Here is a 20,509-nt window from a genome sequence, read left to right as displayed (position 1 = left end):
CGCCGGGCCGCGGCCCGGCGGCTCTGTCGGTGCCGGCCGTTACTCTCGGGCGCATGGCTTTGAAGACGACCCCCGAGGCGCCGTTGCCGGTCGGCGAGGTCTCCCGGCTGATCGGGGGGTGGATCGACCGGCTGGGCGCGGTGTGGGTCGAGGGGCAGATCACGCAGTTGTCGCGGCGGCCCGGCGCGGGCGTCGTGTTCCTGACGCTGCGCGACCCGTCGTACGACATCTCGGTCAGCGTGACCTGCTACCGGCAGGTGTTCGACGCGGTGGCCGACGTGGTCGGCGAGGGCGCCCGGGTCCTGGTGCTCGCCAAGCCCGAGTGGTACGCGCCGCGCGGCCAGCTGTCGCTGCGCGCGGCGGAGATACGGCCCGTGGGCGTCGGCGAGCTGCTGGCCCGCCTGGAGCAGCTGAAGAAGACGCTCGCGGCCGAGGGGCTGTTCGCGCCGGAGCGCAAGAAGCGGCTGCCGTTCCTGCCCCAGCTGATCGGCCTGGTCTGCGGCCGGGCCTCCGCCGCGGAGCGGGACGTGCTGGAGAACGCCCGGCACCGCTGGCCCGCCGTCCGCTTCGAGGTGCGCAATGTCCCCGTCCAGGGGGTGCACGCGGTGCCTCAGGTGGTGCAGGCGGTGCGGGAGCTGGACGCGATCGAGGACGTGGACGTGATCATCGTCGCCCGCGGCGGGGGCAGCGTGGAGGACCTGCTGCCGTTCTCCGACGAGCAGCTGGTGCGGGCGGTGGCGGGGTGCCGTACGCCCGTGGTGTCCGCGATCGGGCACGAACCGGACACCCCGCTCCTCGATCTGGTCGCCGATCTGCGCGCCTCCACTCCGACCGACGCGGCGAAGAAGGTCGTACCGGACGTGGGTGAGGAGCTGGCGCGGGTGCGGATGCTGCGGGACCGTGCCCGGCGTTGCGCGCACGCGCTGCTGGACCGCGAGGAGCGCGGCCTGGCGCACGCGTTGGCCCGGCCCGTGATGGAGGACCCGCACCGGATGGTCGACGAGCGTGCCGACCACGTGGCCTCGCTGGCCGAGCGCGGCCGGCGCACCCTGGGCCATCTGCTGGACCGCGCGGACTCGGAGCTGGCGCACACACACGCGCGCGTGGTGGCCCTCTCCCCCGCGGCCACGCTGAAACGCGGCTACGCGGTGCTCCAGCGGGCCGACGGGCATGCGGTGCGCGATCCGCGGGAGGTGTCCCCGGGCGAGGCGCTGCGCGCGCGTGTCGCCGACGGTGAGTTCAAGGTGAAGGTGGGCGAATGACGGACCGGACCGAGGAAGCGCTCTCGTACGAGCAGGCGCGGGACGAACTGATCGAGGTCGTACGGCGGCTGGAGGCGGGCGGCAGCTCGCTGGAGGAGTCGCTGGCGCTGTGGGAGCGCGGGGAGGAGCTGGCCAAGGTGTGCCGGCGCTGGCTGGAGGGGGCACGGGCCCGCCTGGACGCGGCGCTCGCCGAGGAGGAGGGCGAGGGGGAGGGCGAGTAGCCCGCGAGCGGGGTGACTGTGAGGACGATCACCCCGCCACCATATTTGTTGAATGTTAAACCTCGTGTGGCGTAGGGTCGTGCCGTCAGCCGGTCCGGGAGCGGACCGTACGCACCCCCGAGGAAGGCACGCATGTCTCTCGTCCTTGACCCCGCCGCCCAGGATCTGCTGTTCCGCGAGGCCCGCACCGCGAACACCTTCACCGACGAGCCGGTGAGCGAGGAGCAGGTCCGGGCGATCTACGACCTGGTCAAGTACGGCCCCACCGCCTTCAACCAGACCCCGCTGCGCATCACCCTGGTCCGCTCCCCCGAGGCCCGCGAGCGTCTGCTGCCGCACATGGCCGAGGGCAACCGGCCCAAGACCGCGACCGCCCCGCTGGTCGCGATCCTCGCCGCGGACAACGAGTTCCACGAGGAGCTGCCGGCCCTGTTCCCGGCGTTCCCCGCGGCCAAGGACGCCTTCTTCGCCGAGCGCCCGGTGCGTGAGCGCTCCGCCGCGATGAACGCCGCCCTCCAGGCCGCCTACTTCATCGTGGGCGTGCGCGCCGCGGGTCTCGCCGCCGGCCCGATGACCGGGTTCGACTTCGAGGGCGTGCGCAAGGAGTTCCTGGACGACGACCACACCCCGCTGATGATCGTCAACATCGGCAAGCCGGGCCCGGACGCCTCCTACCCGCGCTCCCCGCGCCTGGCGTACGAGGACGTCGTCACGACCGTCTGAGCCGCCCCCGGCGACAGGAAGAGGCCCCCGGCGACGCCGGGGGCCTTCTTTTCGGTGCGGGGTCCGGTGCGGCGGCTTTCGGCTTTCGGGCCCGGGCCGGCCGGCTCCGGGCTCCCGGTCCGGACCGGTCCGCCGGCGCCCGGCTTCCGGTCCGGGACGGTCCGGAAGCTACGACGCGGACGGCGCCGGCGTCTTCGCCAGCTTCAGCGCCGACACCATCTTCGTGAGGTCGTCGAAGGACCCGGTGCCCGCGACCACGGTGGTGGAGCCGGGCGTGTCCTGAAGGACGAGGGCCTCGTAGCGGCCGCCGGAGTAGCGGGTCCAGGTGCGGCCGTCGATGTGCTCGGACCGCCGGGTGGCCTTCGCGCCCTGGCTGGCCTGGTCGATGAAGGCGTCCCGCTTCTGCGTGGACTGCTCGATCTGGACATACTGGGCATCAGGGGTCTGGAAGCCCAGGTGCCAGTAGTCGCCGTTCGCGCCGTCGTAGCTGACGGAGGTGGCCTTCCAGGCGTCGGACAGGCCCTCGGGTGCCGCCACCGGATAGCTCGCCGCCCTGCGGGCCGTGAGCAGCTCGACCCGGTAGTCGACCCGCTTGAGGTCGGGAGCGTGATTGTCGTGCGGGATGGCGAGGAAGTAGACGACCGCCGCCGCGATGCCGATCAGGGCCAGGGAGAGGATCATGTCCCGGGCCGTCTTCTGCTTGCCTTTCGAACCTGCCACGCCCCCTATCGTCGCAGGTGCCCCAAGCGCTCAAACGTGGGGTCCCCTGCTCATTTTGTCAGCCTAACGATAGAGTCATGGCCAAGACCCTCATCCGGCCGTCGCCGTATCAGAAAGGTGCGCCCCGATGACCGAAAATCATCACCTGCCCTCCGAACTCGATGTTCCTGCCGAGGCTCCCGACCGCAACCTCGCCCTGGAACTCGTCCGGGTGACCGAAGCCGCGGCGATGGCCGCCGGCCGCTGGGTGGGGCGCGGCGACAAGAACGGCGCCGACGGCGCCGCGGTGCGTGCCATGCGGTCCCTCGTCTCCACCGTCTCGATGAACGGCGTCGTCGTCATCGGCGAGGGCGAGAAGGACGAGGCCCCGATGCTCTTCAACGGGGAGCACATCGGTGACGGCACCGGCCCGGAGGTGGACATCGCCGTCGACCCGATCGACGGCACCACGCTGACCGCCAAGGGCATGCCGAACGCGATCGCCGTGCTGGCCGCCGCCGAGCGCGGCGCCATGTTCGACCCGTCCGCCGTGTTCTACATGGACAAGCTGGTCACCGGCCCCGAGGCCGCGGACTTCGTGGACATCGACGCGCCGGTGGCCGTGAACATCCGGCGGATCGCCAAGGCGAAGAAGGCCACGCCGGAGGACGTCACCGTCGTCATCCTGGACCGGCCCCGGCACGAAGGCCTGATCCAGGAGGTCCGGGAGGCCGGCGCCCGCATCAAGCTGATCTCCGACGGCGATGTCGCCGGCTCGGTCTACGCGCTGCGCGAGGGCACCGGAGTCGACCTGCTGCTCGGCATCGGCGGCACGCCGGAGGGCATCATCTCGGCCTGTGCCGTGAAGTGCCTGGGCGGCACGATCCAGGGCAAGCTGTGGCCCAAGGACGACGCGGAGCGCCAGCGGGCGATCGACGCGGGGCACGACCTGGACCGGGTGCTCACCACCGACGACCTGGTCTCCGGGGAGAACGTCTTCTTCGTCGCCACCGGCATCACCGACGGTGAGCTGCTGCGGGGCGTGCGGTACCGCTCGGAGACCGCGCTGACCGAGTCGATCGTGATGCGCTCGAAGTCGGGGACGGTGCGCAGGATCGACTCCGAGCACCGGCTGAGCAAGCTGCGCGCCTACAGCGCCATCGACTTCGACCGCGCGAAGTAACCGGCCCCGAGGAGGCGCGGGCCTGCCGCGACCGCGGGTCCGGGCGGCCCGCCGCGCGGTGCCCCGCACCCTCGGGGCAGGACACCGCGCCCCGCGCCGGGAAGGTGCCCGGCGCGGCTCAGCCGGCTATGCGGTCCTGCGCCGCCACGCGCGCCGCCTTCTTCAGGTCCAGGTCGCGGCGGCGGCGCCGGGCCAGGACCACCCGGCGCTCCGCGGCCGTCAGACCGCCCCAGACGCCGTACGGCTCGGGCTGGAGGAGGGCGTGTTCGCGGCACTCGACCATGACCGGACAGCGGGCGCAGACCCGCTTGGCCGCCTCCTCGCGGGACAGCCGGGCGGCGGTCGGTTCCTTCGACGGGGCGAAGAACAGACCCGCCTCGTCACGTCGGCACACCGCCTCGGTGTGCCAGGGCGCGTCCTGGTCCCGCTCCCGCGCCGGCACCCGCTGGGCCGGTACGGCAGCTACCTGCACGGACGAATGCGGCGGTTGCAGCACGGTCTGCTCCTGACGACGGCTTCGCGAGCGAGAGACGATGCAGCAAGGCCTACCCGCTGTACGCGGGCCTATGCACTGCGTCCCCAACGGCCGGTGCACGGCGGCTCGTTCACGCCCCCGGCCCCACGCCGGAGGCGGGCGCGGAGCCTTCCGGTCACCGGCGGATTCGCGACCGTCAACGGTCCAGGTGTTTGCGCAACGTTCGGTCGATCTTGTCGTGAACCCGCCCCATGATGTCCTCGACGAGCTTGCCGCGCCGGGGGCGGGCCTCCACGTTGCCGAGCACGGCCCAGCCGTCGACGTAGACGACCGGCGCGTCGGTCTGCGGGGAATCGAGCGCGGCCACCTCGAAGTTGCCGAGGACACCGCCGCCGCTGCCGCGCAGCGTCACGTTCTCCGGGACGCGGACCTGGACGTCGCCGAAGACGGAGACGGCCTTGATCACGACCTGCTGGTACTCGAAGATCGCCTCGCTGAGGTCGATCTCCACACTGCCGAAGACCGCGTACGCGTGCAGCCGGCGGCCCGGGCGCCAGCGGCCCCGGCGGACCGCGCTGCTGAGCACGGCCACCACGTTGTCGGACTCCGCGGGTATCTCGCCCGTGGGGCGGGGCGGCACCGGGGCGGGGCCGGAGGCGTGCCGGTGGGCGGCGGGCAGGTCCCGGACGAAGACCTCCAGTTCCCCGACCGTCTTGGCGTTCAGTACGCCGTCCACGCGCTCGGCGTGCTCGTCGGCGGTGAGCCGGCCCTCGGCGAGGGCCTCGCGGAGGATGTCGGCGACCCGGTCGCGGTCGGCGTCCGAGGCACGCAGGGCGGAGACGTCCGGTGCGGCGTCCTGGGTTCGGGCGGGCTTCTGAAGGTCCACGGCAGCAGCCTACCGAAACGCGATAGATCGCGACTAGGGTCTTTCGCTGGGATCAGGCCGGACCGGCCCGGCACGGTCCGAACGAGAGGCCCCAGGGACGGGGACGGCCCGACTGAGCCTTACCTCACAGGTTCGCGCTCGACGGCAGGTTCTAGGCTGGGGAGGCTCGCCAGCGTCGGCGGGCGACGGCCGTCAGAGTGAGGAATGGGCTGAGATGCCTGAGTTCGCGTACACCGATCTGCTCCCCATGGGAGAGGACACCACCCCCTACCGGCTGGTCACGTCCGAGGGCGTCTCCACCGTCGAGGGCCCGGACGGGCGGACGTTCCTCAAGGTGGAGCCGGAGGCGCTGCGCAAGCTGGCCGCGGAGGCCATCCACGACATCCAGCACTACCTGCGCCCGGCCCACCTCGCCCAGCTGCGCCGCATCATCGACGACCCCGAGGCGTCCGCCAACGACAAGTTCGTCGCGCTGGATCTGCTGAAGAACGCGAACATCGCGGCGGCCGGCGTGCTGCCGATGTGCCAGGACACCGGCACCGCGATCGTCATGGGCAAGCGCGGGCAGAACGTGCTCACCGAGGGCGCGGACGAGAAGCACCTCTCGCACGGCATCTACGACGCCTACACCAAGCTGAACCTGCGCTACTCGCAGATGGCTCCGCTCACCATGTGGGAGGAGAAGAACACCGGCTCCAACCTGCCCGCGCAGATCGAGCTGTACGCGACGGACGGCGGCGCCTACAAGTTCCTGTTCATGGCGAAGGGCGGCGGCTCGGCCAACAAGTCCTTCCTGTACCAGGAGACCAAGGCCGTCCTGAACGAGGCCTCCATGATGAAGTTCCTGGAGGAGAAGATCCGTTCGCTGGGCACGGCCGCGTGCCCGCCGTACCACCTGGCGATCGTGGTCGGCGGCACCAGCGCCGAGTTCGCGCTGAAGACCGCGAAGTACGCCTCCGCGCACTACCTGGACGACATGCCGGCCGAGGGCTCGCCGCTCGGCCACGGCTTCCGGGACAAGGAGCTGGAGGAGAAGGTCTTCGAGCTGACCCAGAAGATCGGCATCGGCGCCCAGTTCGGCGGCAAGTACTTCTGCCACGACGTGCGCGTGGTCCGGCTGCCCCGGCACGGCGCGTCCTGCCCGGTGGCCATCGCCGTCTCCTGCTCGGCCGACCGCCAGGCCGTCGCCAAGATCACCGCCGAGGGCGTCTTCCTGGAGCAGCTGGAGACGGACCCGGCGCGGTTCCTGCCGGAGACGACCGACGAGCACCTCGACGAGTCCTCCGACGTGGTGAAGATCGACCTCAACCAGCCGATGGACACCATCCTCGCCGAGCTGACCAAGTACCCGGTCAAGACCCGGCTGTCGCTGACCGGTCCGCTGGTCGTGGCCCGTGACATCGCGCACGCCAAGATCAAGGAGCGGCTGGACGCGGGCGAGGAGATGCCCCAGTACCTCAAGGACCACCCGGTGTACTACGCCGGCCCGGCCAAGACCCCCGAGGGCTACGCCTCCGGTTCCTTCGGCCCGACCACGGCCGGCCGGATGGACTCCTACGTGGCGCAGTTCCAGGCCGCCGGCGGCTCCAAGGTGATGCTCGCCAAGGGCAACCGCAGCAAGCAGGTCACCGACGCCTGCGAGGCCCACGGCGGCTTCTACCTCGGCTCCATCGGCGGCCCGGCCGCCCGCCTCGCCCAGGACTGCATCAAGAAGGTGGAGGTCCTGGAGTACGAGGAGCTGGGCATGGAGGCCGTCTGGAAGATCGAGGTCGAGGACTTCCCGGCGTTCATCGTGGTGGACGACAAGGGCAACGACTTCTTCCAGGACCCGGCGCCGCAGCCGACGTTCACGTCGATCCCGGTGCGCGGTCCGGGCCTCGCCTGACCCACCGGGCGGGTCGGGCCGTCCGTACTGCTCCGGACGGCCCAACCCGCGGAACAACGCCGCGTCCCGGACCGCTGTACCCGGTATGAGCGAATACCGCATCGAGCACGACTCCATGGGTGAGGTCCGGGTCCCGGCGCACGCCAAGTGGCGGGCGCAGACGCAGCGCGCCGTCGAGAACTTCCCGGTGTCCGGACAACACATCGAGCGTGCGCACATCGAGGCGCTGGCGCGGATCAAGGGCGCCGCGGCGAAGGTGAACGCCGAACTCGGCGTGCTGGACAAGGACGTGGCCCAGGCGATCCAGGAGGCGGCCGAGGAGGTCGCCCGGGGGGACTGGGACGAGCACTTCCCCGTCGACGTCTTCCAGACCGGTTCGGGCACCTCGTCCAACATGAACACCAACGAGGTGATCGCCACCCTCGCCGGTGAGCGGCTCGGCCGGGACGTGCACCCGAACGACCACGTCAACGCCTCGCAGTCGTCCAACGACGTCTTCCCCTCCTCCATCCACATCGCGGCCACCGCCGCCGTCACCCGGGACCTGGTCCCGGCGCTGGAGCACCTCGCCGCCGCCTTCGAACGCAAGAGCACGGAGTTCGCCGACGTGGTGAAGTCGGGGCGCACGCACCTGATGGACGCCACGCCCGTGACGCTGGGCCAGGAGTTCGGCGGGTACGCGGCCCAGGTGCGGTACGGCGTCGAGCGGCTGCGCGCCTCGCTGCCGCGGCTGGCCGAACTGCCGCTGGGCGGCACCGCGGTGGGCACCGGCATCAACACCCCGCCCGGTTTCCCCGCCGCCGTCATCGAGGAGGTCGCCCGCGTCACCGGGCTGCCGCTGACCGAGGCCCGCGACCACTTCGAGGCGCAGGGCGCCCGGGACGCCATCGTGGAGACCAGCGGGCAGCTGCGGACCATCGCGGTCGGGCTGACGAAGATCGCCAACGATCTGCGCTGGATGGCGTCCGGGCCGCGCACCGGGCTCGCCGAGATCCGGCTCCCCGACCTCCAGCCGGGCTCCTCGATCATGCCGGGGAAGGTCAACCCGGTGGTCCCCGAGGCCGTGCTGATGGTCGCCGCCCAGGTGGTCGGGAACGACGCCACCATCGCCACCGCCGGTGCCGCCGGGAACTTCGAGCTGAACGTGATGCTCCCGGTGATCGCCAAGAACGTCCTGGAATCGATCCGGCTGCTCGCCAACGTCACGCGGCTGCTGGCCGACCGGACCGTCGACGGCATCACCGCCGACCGCGAACGCGCCCGCGAGTACGCCGAGTCGTCGCCGTCCGTGGTGACCCCGCTGAACCGGTACATCGGCTACGAGGAGGCCGCCAAGGTGGCCAAGAAGGCGCTCGCGGAGCGCAAGACGATCCGTCAGGTCGTCCTGGAGGACGGGTACGTGGAGCGTGGCGCGCTGACCGAGGCGCAGCTGGACGAGGCGCTGGACGTGCTGCGGATGACGCGTCCGTAACCGCGGGCGAAGCTTTCCGGCCACCTACGGGTGACCGTGACCCGCGCCGCAGCGCCGCATCCGCGCGGCACCTAATATCTGTCCATGACGGACGACGCGACGATGCGACAAGCGGCGGCGGGTCCCGCGGCGCACTGGGCGCCGGGGACCCCGATCCTGTGGCGTTACCGGGAGAACGGCGGCGAGCGGTTCCACATCGCCCGGCCCGTCACCGTCGTACGCGACGACGCCGACCTGCTCGCGGTCTGGCTGGCCCCCGGCACCGAGTGCGTGAAGCCGGCCCTGGCCGACGGCACCCCGGTGCACCGCGAGCCGCTGGAGTCCCGCTACACCAAGCCGCGCACCGTGCGCCGCGGCCGCTGGCTGGGCACCGGGGTGCTGAAGCTGGCCCAGCCCGGTGTGCCCTGGTCGGTGTGGCTGTTCTGGGAGCCGGGCTGGCGGTTCAAGAACTGGTACGTCAATCTGGAGGAACCGCTGGTCCGCTGGGCGGGCGGGGTGGACTCCGAGGATCACTTCCTGGACATCGACGTACGCCCGGACCGCAGTTGGCAGTGGCGGGACGAGGACGAGTTCGCGCAGGCCCAGCGGGACGGCCTGATGTCCGCGCGGACCGCCGAGCGGGTCCGGGCGGCCGGGCGGGCGGCGGTCGCCGCGATCGAGGAATGGGGGCCGCCGTTCTCGGACGGCTGGCCGGGGTGGCGACCCGACGCCTCCTGGGCGGTACCGTCACTCCCCGAGGACTGGGACCGCACGCCCGCGCACGTGTCCTCGTGAGACTCTTGATGCGCCCCCGGACAAGAAACGTAGGATCGTCCTCCGCAAGGGCGCTTCGGAGCGACAACTTCCGGGGTGTGCGCCGGGCTTGACCGATCGTCACCGAGGGGCGGCAAGGACGTGAACGAGGGGTATCAGGGCAGCACCGGCCGCGCAGGGTTCGCCGGTGGCACGGGAACATCCTCCGGACACGCGGAAAATCCGTTCCCGGGACACGTAATGCGGGTATCGGGACTTCTGCGGGACCGACTGCGCGCCCGGCGCGCAGCCCCGGACGGATGGATGCGACACGCGTGACGGAGCAGCCCACCTCCTTCGAGCGCCCCCAGCCGGGCGCCGCCCCCGCGGAGGGCCGCGGGGCGCTTGTGCGTGCCCCGGAACCGGTCGGCGCCCCCGCCTTACCCGTGCAGGCACGGGCCGACGGGACGCCCTCGGGACCGGGGACGGCCACCCCCTGTGGCCAGGCAGAGGACGGCAAGGGGAAGGAGCCCCCAGTCAACGGCCCGGAGCACTCCCAGCCCGCCACCGCGGACGCCGGCGCGGCCCATCGGCCGCGCCCCGCGCCGGAGGCCATTCCGCCGCAGCCAGGCGCCGACCAGGAGCGGGCGCCGGGCGGCCCGGAGCGCCGTACCGGGCGGGGTCTGCCATCGGGGCGGCCCATGCCGATGCGGCGTGACGGGGACCGGCTCAGGTTCGTGGGCGCGGCCACCCGGCGGATCGCCCGCGGTCTGGACCTGGACGAGATCGTGATGGGTCTGTGCCGGGCCACGGTGCCGACCTTCTCGGACGCGATCCTGGTCTATCTGCGCGACCCGCTGCCGGTCGGCGACGAACGGCCCACCGGACCGGTGGTGCTGCGGCTGCGCCGTACCGACCGCGTACCGGAGGAGCGGGACACCGACGGGGTCCTGCTGCCCCAGGCGTTCGAGCCGGAGCCGGAGCCGGTCGCGCTGGCGGAGCTGTCGTCGCTGACGACGGAGCTGTGCGAGGTGCGGCCCGGCGGCGCGCTCAACGAGGTGCTGCGCGGGGTGCGCCCGGTGTTCGCGGACGCGCCGGCCGCCCGGGCCGCGCTGCCCGAGCTGCTGGGCGAGGGCGCGGAGGCGCTCGTACCGTCCGGGCAGCACGCGATCCTCGCGCCGCTGCGCGGCCGGCGCCGGGTGATCGGCGCGGCCCTGTTCCTGCGCCGCCCCGAGCGGCCGGCGTTCGAGACGGACGACCTGCTGGTGGCGGCCCAGCTGGCCACGCACAGCGCGCTCGGCATCGACAAGGCGGTGCTGTACGGCCGTGAGGCCTACATCGCCGACGAGTTGCAGCGCACCATGCTGCCCGAGACCCTGCCCCGTCCGACGGGCGTGCGGCTCGCCTCGCGGTACCTGCCGGCGGCGGAGACCGCGCGGGTGGGCGGCGACTGGTACGACGCGATCCCGCTGCCCGGCAGCCGGGTGGCGCTGGTGGTCGGCGACGTCATGGGCCACTCCATGACCTCGGCCGCGATCATGGGCCAGCTGCGCACCACCGCGCAGACCCTGGCCGGTCTCGACCTGCCGCCCCAGGAGGTCCTGCACCACCTGGACGAGCAGGCGCAGCGGCTGGGCACCGACCGCATGGCGACCTGTCTGTACGCGGTCTACGACCCGGTCACGCACCGCATCACCATCGCCAACGCCGGCCATCCGCCGCCCGTGCTGCTGCACCTGGGCGGGCGGGCCGAGGTGCTGCGGGTGCCGCCGGGCGCGCCGATCGGTGTCGGCGGGGTGGACTTCGAGGCGGTCGAGCTGGACGCGCCCGCCGGGGCGACGCTGCTGCTGTACACCGACGGCCTGGTGGAGTCCCGGCTGCGGGACGTGTGGACGGGCATAGAGCAGCTGCGCGAACGGCTCGCCGCCACCGCGCAGCTGACCGGCCCGGACCATCCGCCGCCGCTGGAGGCCCTGTGTGACGAGGTCCTGGACATGCTCGGCCCGGGCGACCGGGACGACGACATCGCGCTGCTCGCCGCCCGCTTCGACGGGATCGCGCCGAGCGATGTGGCGTACTGGACGCTGGAGCCGGAGGAGACGGCCCCCGGGCAGGCCCGCCGGCTGGCCCGGCGCGCGCTCGCCCGCTGGGACATGGAGGACCTCACCGACTCGGTGGAGCTGCTGGTCAGCGAGGTCGTGACGAACGCCGTACGGTACGCGTCCCGGCCGGTGACGCTGCGGCTGCTGCGCACCCATGTGCTGCGCTGCGAGGTCGGTGACGACGTGCCGCAGCTGCCCCGGCTGCGGCAGGCCCGCGCGACGGACGAGGGCGGCCGGGGCCTGTACCTGGTCAACAAGATGGCCCGGCGCTGGGGCGCGACCCGGCTGAGCACCGGGAAGGTGGTCTGGTTCGAGCTGCACCGCGGCTGAGCCGGAAAGAGGGAGGGGCGCCCGGTGTGCACCGGGCGCCCCTCCCTCTTCCGCCGTTACGGCTGTTGCTGCTGCCGTTGCTGGTGGTGCAGCTGCTGCCGCTGGTCGCCGAGCTGTCCCAGCGGGTTCTCGTCCGTGGGGTCGGTCGTCGGCGACTGCGACGGCGACTGGCTCGGGGACTGGGACGGCGACTGCGACGGCGACTGGCTCGGCGACTGCGACGGCGACTGGGACGGCGAGCCGGACGACGTCGGGGTGCCGGAGGGCGACTGCGACGGCGACTGGGACGGGCTCTGGCTGCTCATCGAGGGGGTCGGCGTCTCGACGGCCGCACCCTGCGAGGTGTCCAGGTCGAACTTGGCCGCGTGGGTCACGCCGAAGGTGTAGGCCGCCCAGATCTCGGCCGGGGGGCCACCACCGTTGACGCGGCCGCCGCCCAGGGCACCGGTCAGGGGCACGTGGTCCTGCTTCTTGACCGTCGCGCCGTTGCAGCCGGTGCCGCCCGCCTTGCCGGCCTCGCCGAACAGGCCGACGGAGGTGACCAGGTCCGGGGTGTAGCCGGTGAACCAGGCCGAGAGGTCGCAGTCCGAGGTACCGGTCTTGCCCGCCACCTGCTGGCCGGCCCGCAGCGGGTTGTTCGCCACGCTGCGGCTGGCGGTGCCGTCGTCGACCACACCGGTCAGCACCGAGGTGACGCTGTCGGCGGCGGTACGGCTGATCACCGGGCCGCCGACCGGGTTCGGCATGGTGACCTTGCGGTCCTTCTGCTCGGCGTCCTTGACGATGGTCGGCGTGACCTTGTTGCCGTGGTTGTCGAGGGTGGCGTAGATCCCGGCCATCTCCAGCGGGCTCGCGCCCATCGAGCCGAGCGTCTGGGCGGGGACGGCCTGCATGCCCTCGGTGTCCATGCCGAGCTGCTTGGCCGTGCTCATCACCTTGCTCATGCCGACGTCGACGCCCATCTGCGCGAAGACGGAGTTGACCGAGTCGTTCATGGCCTTCTGGACGGTGACGGGACCGTAGTTCACGTCGTCCTCGTTGGGCGGGCCGAAGCCGACCCGGACGCCGTGGTCCACGACCTGGCGGCCGCTGGTGCCGTCGTACACCGTGTCGGCGTTGATCGGCTTGCCGTCCTGGGTGACGGAGCCCTGCTGGAGCGCCGCGGCGAGGATGACCGGCTTGAAGGTGGAGGCGGGCTGGTAGTCCTTGCGGGTGGCGTTGTTGGTCCAGTGCTTGAAGTGGTCCGTGCCGCCGTACATGGCGACGATCTTCCCCGTCTTGGGGTCCACCGAGACCGCGCCGGCCTGCACATCGCCGTCGACCTTGCGCTGCTTGGGGTCGAGCTTGCTGGTCAGCTGCTCCTTGACGGCCTGCTCCAGCGCGGCCTGCTTCTTCTTGTCGACGTTGAGGGTGATGGTCCAGCCGCGGTTGACCACCTGCTGCACGGCGTCCTGGTGGCTGATGCCCTCCTCGGACATCAGCTGGTCCTCCAGCTGCTGGTTGGCCAGCTCGACCAGGTAGCCCTTCTCGCCCTCCTCGCCGGGGGTGCCCTTGGGCTCCTTCGGCACGGGGAACTTCATGGCCTGCCGCTTGGCCGGGTCCAGCCAGTGCTGCTTGACCATGTTGTTCAGGACGTAGTTCCAGCGCTCCTGTACCAGCTTCTTGCCGGTGGGGGTCGCCACCGCCCAGTCGTACTGGCTGGGCGCCTGGAGCAGAGCGGCGAGGTACGCGCCCTGTTCGACCGTCAGGTTCTGGGCGTCGGTGCGGTAGTAGGCCTGGGCGGCGGCCTGGATGCCGTAGGCGCCGCGGCCGTAGTAGCTGGTGTTGATGTACCCCGCGAGGATGTCGTCCTTGGATTTCTTCTGGTCGACCTTCAAGGAGATGACCATCTCCTTGAGCTTGCGGGTGACCGTCTGGTCCTGGCTCAGGTAGTAGTTCTTGACGTACTGCTGGGTGATGGTGGAGCCGCCCTGGGTGCCCCGGCCCATCGCCGTGTTGTACAGACCGCGGGCGAGACCCCTGAGGTCGATGCCGGAGTCCGTGTAGAAGGTCTTGTTCTCCGCGGCGACGAAGGTGTGCTGCACGTCCTTCGGGACCTTGTCCAGGTCCACGCTCTCGCGGTTGGTCTCGCCGACGCGGGCGAGCAGGCTGCCGTCGCTGTACTTGTAGACGTTGCTCTCCTGGGTGGCGAGCGCGTTGCCCTCCGGTACGTCCACGACCATGTACAGCACGGCGAAGCCGGCTATGCCCAGCAGGCACACTCCGAAGAACGTGCCGAGGATCTTCTTCCAGGAGAAGATCCGGCGCAGGAGGCTCTTGCGGGGTGCTCCCCCGGCGGCCGGCCCCGCCGACCGGTTGCCGGTCTCGGGTGCCGAGCGGCGGCGCTGGGGCGCCGCGCGGTGGCCGCCGCGCTGTCGCGCTCGTCTCTCTTCCGCTCGTCCCATGGGTCCACCGCTCCGCTTCCGTCTCGTTGGTCAGCTCCGAAAGCTAACACCCGCCTATATGACAAAGGGCAACCGATCCGTTCTTTTACGGACGTGAGAATCAGCACCCGCCCCAAAGGAACCGACGGTTACCGGGGGTGCAAGGTTGCTCGTCGACCGGAAGTCTTCGGGCCGGAGTCCGGGGTGCGGCGGCCTGTCGCGAAACCGTGACAAAGGGCCCTCACCTGCGAGGTCGCACCCTTCGCGGTGCGCTGCACACGCGGTGTATACCTACTGCGTATACACGGTGTGTAGAGTGCTGCCCATGTCCATCGGTCACACCCTCCTAGGGCTCCTGGAGTCCGGCCCGCGCCACGGCTACGACCTCAAGCGGGCCTTCGACGAGAAGTTCGGTCAGGACCGGCCCCTGCACTACGGCCAGGTCTACTCCACGATGTCCCGGCTGCTGAAGCACGGCCTCGTCGAAGTCGACGGCATCGAGGCGGGCGGCGGTCCCGAGCGCAAGCGGTACGCCATCACGGAAGCCGGCGTCACCGACGTCCAGCGCTGGCTCGCCACCCCGGAGAAGCCGGAGGAGTACCTCCAGTCGACCCTGTACACCAAGGTCGTCCTCGCGCTGCTCACCCACCGCGACGCCTCCGTCATCCTCGACGTCCAGCGCGCGGAGCACCTGCGCAGCATGCGGATCCTGACCGACCGCAAGCGCAAGGGCGACCTCGCCGACCAGCTGATCTGCGACCACGCCCTGTTCCACCTGGAGGCCGACCTGCGCTGGCTGGAACTGACCGCCGCGCGTCTGGACAAGCTGCGGGCGGAGGTCGCCTCGTGACCCCTCCCCCCGGTTCCCTGCTGGCCGCGCACGACCTGCGCAAGGCGTACGGCCCCACGGTCGCCCTCGACGGCGCCGAGTTCTCCATCCACCCCGGCGAGGTCGTCGCCGTCATGGGCCCCTCCGGCTCCGGCAAGTCGACGCTGCTGCACTGCCTCGCCGGCATCGTGCCGCCCGACTCGGGCTCCATCACCTACGCCGGGCGCGAGCTGGCCGGCATGAGCGACGCCGAGCGCAGCGCGCTGCGCCGCAGCGAGTTCGGCTTCGTCTTCCAGTTCGGCCAGCTGGTGCCCGAGCTGACCTGCGTGGAGAACGTGGCCCTGCCACTGCGGCTGAACGGCACCTCCCGCAAGGAGGCCGAGCGGGCCGCCCTCGCCTGGATGGAGCGGCTGGAGGTGGACGGCCTCAAGGACAAGCGGCCCGGCGAGGTCTCCGGCGGCCAGGGGCAGCGCGTCGCGGTGGCGCGGGCGCTGGTCACCGGGCCCCGGGTGGTGTTCGCGGACGAGCCGACCGGCGCCCTCGACTCGCTCAACGGCGAGCGCGTGATGGAGTTGCTGACCGACGCGGCCCGCTCCACCAACGCGGCCGTCGTCCTGGTCACCCACGAGCCCCGGGTCGCCGCCTACTCCGACCGGGAGATCGTCGTACGCGACGGCAGGTCGCGGGACATGGAGCGCGCCATATGAGCGCACGCCAGTGGGGCAGGGACCTCGGTCTGGGCTTCCGGTTCGCCTTCACCGGGGGCCGCGAGGGCTGGACCCGGGTGCTGCTGACGGCGGTCGGGGTCGGCCTGGGCGTGGCCCTGCTGCTGCTGACGACCGCGGTCCCGAACGCGCTGGCGGTACGGCACGACCGGGACCAGGCCCGCGCGGACTACACGTACGGCCCGCCCCGGCCGAAGGCCGAGAACACCCTGGTGATCGCCGACACCGACACCGAGTTCCGCGGCCGCGACGTGCGCGGCCGGCTGGTGGAGCCCGAGGGACCGAAGGCGCCCGTCGCGCCGGGTCTTTCGGCGTACCCGGCGCCGGGCGAGATGGTGGTCTCCCCCGCGCTGAAGGAACTGCTCGGCTCGGGCGAGGGCAAGCTGCTGCGCGAGCGGCTGCCGTACCGGATCACCGGCACCATCGGCGAGAGCGGGCTGGTGGGCTCGCAGGAACTCGCCTACTACGCGGGGGCGAAGAACCTGGCCCCGAAGATCAACGGCTTCCAGACCGCCCGGATCAGCACCTACGGCTCACCGCACAAGCCCCCGGCGAACCGGACGGACCCGGTGCTGCTCCTGCTGGTGCTGCTCGTGTTCGTGGTGCTGCTGATGCCGGTCGGCGTGTTCATCGCGACCGCCGTGCGGTTCGGCGGCGAGCGGCGCGACCGCAGACTGGCCGCGCTGCGCCTGGTGGGCTCCGACAGCCGGATGACCCGCCGGATCGCGGCGGGCGAGGCGCTGGCCGGATCGCTGGTCGGGCTGGTCTTCGGCACCGTCTTCTTCCTGCTGGGCCGCCGGTTCGCGGGTTCGGTGGAGGTCGTGGGCATCAGCGTGTTCCCCGACTACCTCGATCCGTCGCCCGCGCTGGCCGCGCTGGTCGCCCTCGCCGTCCCCGCGGCGGCGGTGCTGGTCACCCTGTTCGCGCTGCGCGGTGTCGTCATCGAGCCGCTGGGCGTGGTGCGGACGGCCAGGCCCGCGCGCCGCCGGCTGTGGTGGCGGCTGCTGCTGCCGCTGGGCGGCCTCGCCCTGCTCGCCCCGATGATCGGCAAGGGCCGCGCGGACGGGGAGTTCAACCAGTACATGGTAACCGGCGGCGTACTGCTGCTGCTCGTCGGCGTCACCGCCCTGCTGCCGTGGGCCGTGGAGGCGGTGGTGGCCCGGCTGCACCGCGGCACGGTGGCCTGGCAACTGGCGGTGCGGCGGCTTCAGTTGAGCAGCGGCTCGGCGGCCCGCATGGTGAACGGCATCGCCGTCGCGGTGGCCGGGGCGGTGGCGCTCCAGATGCTGTTCGCGGGTGTCCAGGGCGACTACACCAAAAACACCGGGAAGGACCTCGGCCGGGCCCAGATGCAGATCAACCTGTCCCACGGCACCTCCTTCCACACGGCCGCCGACCGGTTCGCCACGACCAAGGGCGTACGCAAGGCCGTCTCGCTGGGCAGCACTTCGCTCGGGGACAAGGACTGGCACACCGGGCCCGACAGCACGGTGCTGATGGTCGCCGGCACCTGCGCCTCCCTGCGCGAGATGGCCCGGCTGCCCTCCTGCCGCGACGGGGACGCCTTCCTCTCGACGGGCGGGGAGCAGGACGACGACGCCGCCATCGCGAAGCTCACCCGGCCGGGCCGGGTGCTGCACATCGACACGGCCGACGGCACCGGCCGCGGCCCCGACGTGCGCTGGACCGTACCGGCGGGCCTGAAGCCGGCCCGCGCGATCACCAGCCCCAACGGCACCAAGGACAGCGCCGTCCTGGTGACCCGGTCCGCGCTGCCCGACCGGGTGGACCGGGTGCTGGACGGGGCGGTGTACGTCATGCTCGACCCGCGGGTGCCCGAGGTGTCCGAGTACATCCGCAACACGGCGGCGAAGGTGGACCCGTTCGCCGAGGCGATCGAGTGGTCGGCGACGGAGGAGTCCAAGAAGTTCACCTCCATCCGCACCGGTCTGTACGCCGGCGCGATCTGTGTGCTGGCCCTGATCGGCGCGAGCCTGCTGGTCACCCAGCTGGAGCAGCTGCGCGAGCGCAGGAAGCTGCTGTCGTCGCTGATGGCCTTCGGCACCCGGCGGCGCACCCTGGGCCTGTCGGTGCTGTGGCAGACCGCGATCCCGGTCGCGCTCGGCCTGCTGCTCGCGGCGGCCGTCGGACTGACGCTGGGCGGGGTGCTGCTGAAGATGGTGGGCTCGCCGCTGGGCGTGGACTGGCCGAGCGTGCTGACGATGACCGGCGCGGGCGCGGGGGTGGTCCTCGTGGTCACCCTGCTGAGCCTGCCGCCGCTGCTGCGGCTGATGCGGCCGGAGGGACTGCGGACCGAGTGACCTCCGTGCGCCGAGGGCCTCTCCCTGCCGGGGAGGGGCCCTCAGTCGTCGCCGAGGACGCGCACCGGCAGTGCCCGCATCGCCTCGCGCAGGGCCGCCGCCAGCTCCTCGTACTCGGCACCGCGTGCCGCTCCCGCGCGCATCGCCAGGGCGATCCGGCGGCTCGGGGCGGGATCGGCGAAGTAGCCGGTGAGCAACTGGCTGCTGCGGGTGGTCTCCAGCTTGAGCGCGGTGCGCGGCAGCAGGGTGCAGCCGAGACCGCCGGCCACCAGCTGGACCAGCGTGGACAGCCCGGCGGCGGTGGTGGTGACCGGGGCGTCGGCGCGGCCCGCCTCGCGGCAGATGTCCAGGGCCTGGTCGCGCAGGCAGTGCCCCTCGTCCAGGAGCAGCAGGTTGAGTTCCTTCAGCGCCTCGCGCGGAATGCCCTCACGGCCGCCGAGCCAGTGGTCGAGCGGGGTGACGAGCACGAAGTCCTCGTCGAACAGGGGAAGTTCGGCTATGCCGGGCACCCCGAGCGGGACGGCGAGCAGCAGCAGGTCGAGCCGGCCGCTGCTCAGCCCGTCGACCAGGCTCCCGGTCTGCTCCTCGTGCACCTGGAGGTCCAGGTGCGGATAGCGTTCGTGCACGAGCCGCAGCACGGTCGGCAGCAGATACGGTGCCACGGTCGGGATCACGCCGAGCCGGAGTGCCCCGGTGAACGGCGCCCGGACCGCCTCCGCCTCCTCCAGGAGGGTGCCGACGGCGTCGAGCACGGCCCTCGCCCGCACGGCGAGGCGCTCCCCCGCGGGCGAGAGCAGTACCTTGCGCGTCGTACGCTCGAGGAGGGTCACGCCGAGTGTCTCCTCCAGTGCGGAGACCGCGCCGGACAGGGCGGGCTGGCTCATCCCGATGGCCGCCGCCGCGTCCCTGAAGTGCAGGTGCTCCGCCACGGCGGCGAAGGCCCGCAGCTGGGCGAGGCTGGGCTGCCTCCGCTTACCGTTACTGATGGTCACTGATAGATACCTCCGATCAACACGACCGAGTGTAGCTATTTCCCTAATCAATGCACCCTGTGCCAACATCGACAGAGTCCAACCCATGGGAATCATCCCCAAAAGGGGTGTTTCTTCGCTGCAAGGAGAGCCTGTGCTCACTGTCGGTGACAAGTTCCCCGAGTTCGATCTGACCGCCTGCGTCTCGCTGGAGAAGGGCAAGGAGTTCGAGCAGATCAACCACAAGTCCTACGAGGGCAAGTGGCTGGTCGTGTTCGCCTGGCCGAAGGACTTCACCTTCGTCTGCCCGACCGAGATCGCCGCGTTCGGCAAGCTGAACGACGAGTTCGCCGACCGCGACGCCCAGATCCTCGGCTTCTCCGGTGACTCCGAGTTCGTGCACCACGCCTGGCGCAAGGACCACCCGGACCTGACCGAGCTGCCCTTCCCGATGATGGCCGACTCCAAGCACGAGCTCATGCGCGACCTGGGCATCGAGGGCGAGGACGGCTTCGCGCAGCGCGCCGTGTTCATCGTGGACCCGAACCACGAGATCCAGTTCACGATGGTCACCGCCGGTTCCGTGGGCCGTAACCCCAAGGAGGTCCTGCGGGTCCTGGACGCGCTCCAGACCGACGAGCTGTGCCCGTGCAACTGGACCAAGGGCGACGAGACCCTCGACCCGGTCGCGCTGCTGGCTGGTGAGTGACCCATGTCGCTCGACTCGCTGAAGTCCCGGGTCCCGGACTACGCCAAGGACCTCAAGCTCAACCTGGGCTCGGTCATCGGCAACTCCGACCTGCCGGCGCAGCAGCTGTGGGGCACGGTGCTGGCCACGGCCATCGCCTCGCGCTCCCCGATCGTGCTGCGCGAGCTGGAGCCGGAGGCGAAGGCGAACCTCTCGCCGGAGGCGTACACCGCGGCCAAGTCCGCGGCCGCCATCATGGCGATGAACAACGTCTTCTACCGCACCCGGCACCTGCTGTCGGACCACGAGTACGGCACCCTGCGCGCGGGCCTGCGGATGAACGTCATCGGCAACCCGGGCGTGGAGAAGGTCGACTTCGAGCTGTGGTCGTTCGCGGTCTCCGCGATCAACGGCTGCGGCATGTGCCTGGACTCGCACGAGCAGGTGCTGCGCAAGGCCGGCATGGAGCGGGACACCATCCAGGAGGCCTTCAAGATCGCCGCCGTCGTGCAGGCGGTCGGCGCCACCCTGGAGGCCGAGGCCGTCCTGGCCGAGTAGGTCACCGCGTCACCGTTGTTCCCCG

General features: G+C 71.6%; 18 protein-coding genes. 13 read left to right on the top strand and 5 right to left on the bottom strand.

All coding sequences use genetic code 11. The features are described from left to right. Nucleotides 1-53: 53 nt before the first annotated feature. From xseA to ACSP97_RS22795, 3 genes are all read left to right on the top strand, one after another. A complete protein-coding gene (gene xseA / locus ACSP97_RS22805) occupies nucleotides 54-1,262 on the top strand; it encodes an exodeoxyribonuclease VII large subunit (RefSeq protein ID WP_355145909.1) in 1,209 nt (402 codons plus the stop codon). Next, entirely contained in the window at nucleotides 1,259-1,483 is a 225-nt protein-coding gene (locus tag ACSP97_RS22800) for an exodeoxyribonuclease VII small subunit (RefSeq protein WP_355145907.1), read from the top strand. The genes xseA and ACSP97_RS22800 overlap by 4 nt, the downstream gene beginning before the upstream one ends. Before the next feature lie 132 nt (nucleotides 1,484-1,615). Next, nucleotides 1,616-2,206, top strand: a complete 591-nt coding sequence (locus tag ACSP97_RS22795) for a malonic semialdehyde reductase (RefSeq protein ID WP_355145905.1) — start codon at nucleotides 1,616-1,618, stop codon at nucleotides 2,204-2,206. A gap of 168 nt (nucleotides 2,207-2,374) precedes the next feature. Here ACSP97_RS22795 and ACSP97_RS22790 read toward each other — a convergent pair whose 3' ends face one another. Further along, nucleotides 2,375-2,926, bottom strand: coding sequence for a DUF4245 domain-containing protein (locus tag ACSP97_RS22790; protein ID WP_364733269.1), 552 nt, complete (start codon nucleotides 2,924-2,926; stop codon nucleotides 2,375-2,377). 127 nt (nucleotides 2,927-3,053) lie between these two features. On the opposite strand from ACSP97_RS22790, the gene glpX reads away from it, so the two are divergent. Further along, the gene (gene glpX, locus ACSP97_RS22785) at nucleotides 3,054-4,088 is read left to right on the top strand and encodes a class II fructose-bisphosphatase (protein ID WP_355145901.1); all 1,035 of its coding nucleotides are present in this window, start codon (nucleotides 3,054-3,056) and stop codon (nucleotides 4,086-4,088) included. Nucleotides 4,089-4,206: 118 nt separating this feature from the next. Here the strand turns inward: glpX and ACSP97_RS22780 are convergent, their stop codons facing one another. Further along, nucleotides 4,207-4,584, bottom strand: a complete 378-nt coding sequence (locus ACSP97_RS22780) for a WhiB family transcriptional regulator (protein WP_070029086.1) — start codon at nucleotides 4,582-4,584, stop codon at nucleotides 4,207-4,209. Between the two features lie 175 nt (nucleotides 4,585-4,759). Further along, nucleotides 4,760-5,449, bottom strand: a complete 690-nt coding sequence (locus tag ACSP97_RS22775; RefSeq protein ID WP_355145899.1) for a DUF1707 SHOCT-like domain-containing protein — start codon at nucleotides 5,447-5,449, stop codon at nucleotides 4,760-4,762. A gap of 214 nt (nucleotides 5,450-5,663) precedes the next feature. Here ACSP97_RS22775 and ACSP97_RS22770 point away from each other — a divergent pair, with 214 nt between their 5' ends. The 4 genes from ACSP97_RS22770 to ACSP97_RS22755 all read left to right on the top strand — a co-directional run bounded on the left by ACSP97_RS22770 (nucleotide 5,664) and on the right by ACSP97_RS22755 (nucleotide 11,969). Beyond that, nucleotides 5,664-7,334 carry a fumarate hydratase gene (locus tag ACSP97_RS22770; RefSeq protein WP_355145898.1) on the top strand — a complete coding sequence of 557 codons (1,671 nt, stop codon included), beginning with the start codon at nucleotides 5,664-5,666 and terminating at the stop codon, nucleotides 7,332-7,334. 85 nt (nucleotides 7,335-7,419) lie between these two features. Further along, on the top strand, nucleotides 7,420-8,805 hold the full coding sequence (locus tag ACSP97_RS22765) for a class II fumarate hydratase (RefSeq protein WP_355145896.1): 1,386 nt from the start codon (nucleotides 7,420-7,422) through the stop codon (nucleotides 8,803-8,805). Nucleotides 8,806-8,889: 84 nt separating this feature from the next. Further along, entirely contained in the window at nucleotides 8,890-9,579 is a 690-nt protein-coding gene (gene fomD, locus ACSP97_RS22760; protein ID WP_355324033.1) for a cytidylyl-2-hydroxypropylphosphonate hydrolase, read from the top strand. A gap of 278 nt (nucleotides 9,580-9,857) precedes the next feature. Further along, nucleotides 9,858-11,969, top strand: a complete 2,112-nt coding sequence (locus tag ACSP97_RS22755) for a SpoIIE family protein phosphatase (protein WP_355324036.1) — start codon at nucleotides 9,858-9,860, stop codon at nucleotides 11,967-11,969. Nucleotides 11,970-12,025: 56 nt separating this feature from the next. Here ACSP97_RS22755 and ACSP97_RS22750 read toward each other — a convergent pair whose 3' ends face one another. Then, nucleotides 12,026-14,413, bottom strand: a complete 2,388-nt coding sequence (locus tag ACSP97_RS22750; RefSeq protein WP_355145890.1) for a transglycosylase domain-containing protein — start codon at nucleotides 14,411-14,413, stop codon at nucleotides 12,026-12,028. Between the two features lie 304 nt (nucleotides 14,414-14,717). Here ACSP97_RS22750 and ACSP97_RS22745 point away from each other — a divergent pair, with 304 nt between their 5' ends. From ACSP97_RS22745 to ACSP97_RS22735, 3 genes are read left to right on the top strand one after another with little or no spacing between them, the layout of a single operon-like run. Beyond that, nucleotides 14,718-15,242 carry a PadR family transcriptional regulator gene (locus ACSP97_RS22745; protein WP_070029103.1) on the top strand — a complete coding sequence of 175 codons (525 nt, stop codon included), beginning with the start codon at nucleotides 14,718-14,720 and terminating at the stop codon, nucleotides 15,240-15,242. Next, a complete protein-coding gene (locus ACSP97_RS22740; protein WP_355145887.1) occupies nucleotides 15,239-15,928 on the top strand; it encodes an ABC transporter ATP-binding protein in 690 nt (229 codons plus the stop codon). The genes ACSP97_RS22745 and ACSP97_RS22740 overlap by 4 nt, the downstream gene beginning before the upstream one ends. Next, nucleotides 15,925-18,267 (top strand): FtsX-like permease family protein, encoded by a 2,343-nt coding sequence (locus tag ACSP97_RS22735; protein ID WP_440554007.1) that lies wholly within the window; start codon nucleotides 15,925-15,927, stop codon nucleotides 18,265-18,267. The genes ACSP97_RS22740 and ACSP97_RS22735 overlap by 4 nt, the downstream gene beginning before the upstream one ends. Nucleotides 18,268-18,308: 41 nt before the next feature. Here the strand turns inward: ACSP97_RS22735 and ACSP97_RS22730 are convergent, their stop codons facing one another. Beyond that, the gene (locus tag ACSP97_RS22730; protein ID WP_355145883.1) at nucleotides 18,309-19,259 is read right to left on the bottom strand and encodes a LysR substrate-binding domain-containing protein; all 951 of its coding nucleotides are present in this window, start codon (nucleotides 19,257-19,259) and stop codon (nucleotides 18,309-18,311) included. 133 nt (nucleotides 19,260-19,392) lie between these two features. Between ACSP97_RS22730 and ACSP97_RS22725 the strand changes: the two genes are divergently transcribed. Both ACSP97_RS22725 and ACSP97_RS22720 read left to right on the top strand, forming a co-directional pair. Next, complete coding sequence (locus ACSP97_RS22725) at nucleotides 19,393-19,947, top strand: peroxiredoxin (RefSeq protein WP_355145881.1); 555 nt, start codon at nucleotides 19,393-19,395, stop codon at nucleotides 19,945-19,947. A 3-nt stretch (nucleotides 19,948-19,950) separates the two neighbouring features. Then, nucleotides 19,951-20,484, top strand: coding sequence for an alkyl hydroperoxide reductase (locus ACSP97_RS22720; protein ID WP_162135529.1), 534 nt, complete (start codon nucleotides 19,951-19,953; stop codon nucleotides 20,482-20,484). Nucleotides 20,485-20,509: the final 25 nt, after the last annotated feature.

The sequence above is a fragment of the Streptomyces sp. SCPE 10 genome, from assembly GCF_051980735.1.
Lineage (GTDB): Bacteria > Actinomycetota > Actinomycetes > Streptomycetales > Streptomycetaceae > Streptomyces > Streptomyces misionensis.
Note: the sequence above shows the minus strand (reverse complement) of the source record. Positions and strands in the feature narration are given on the sequence as shown.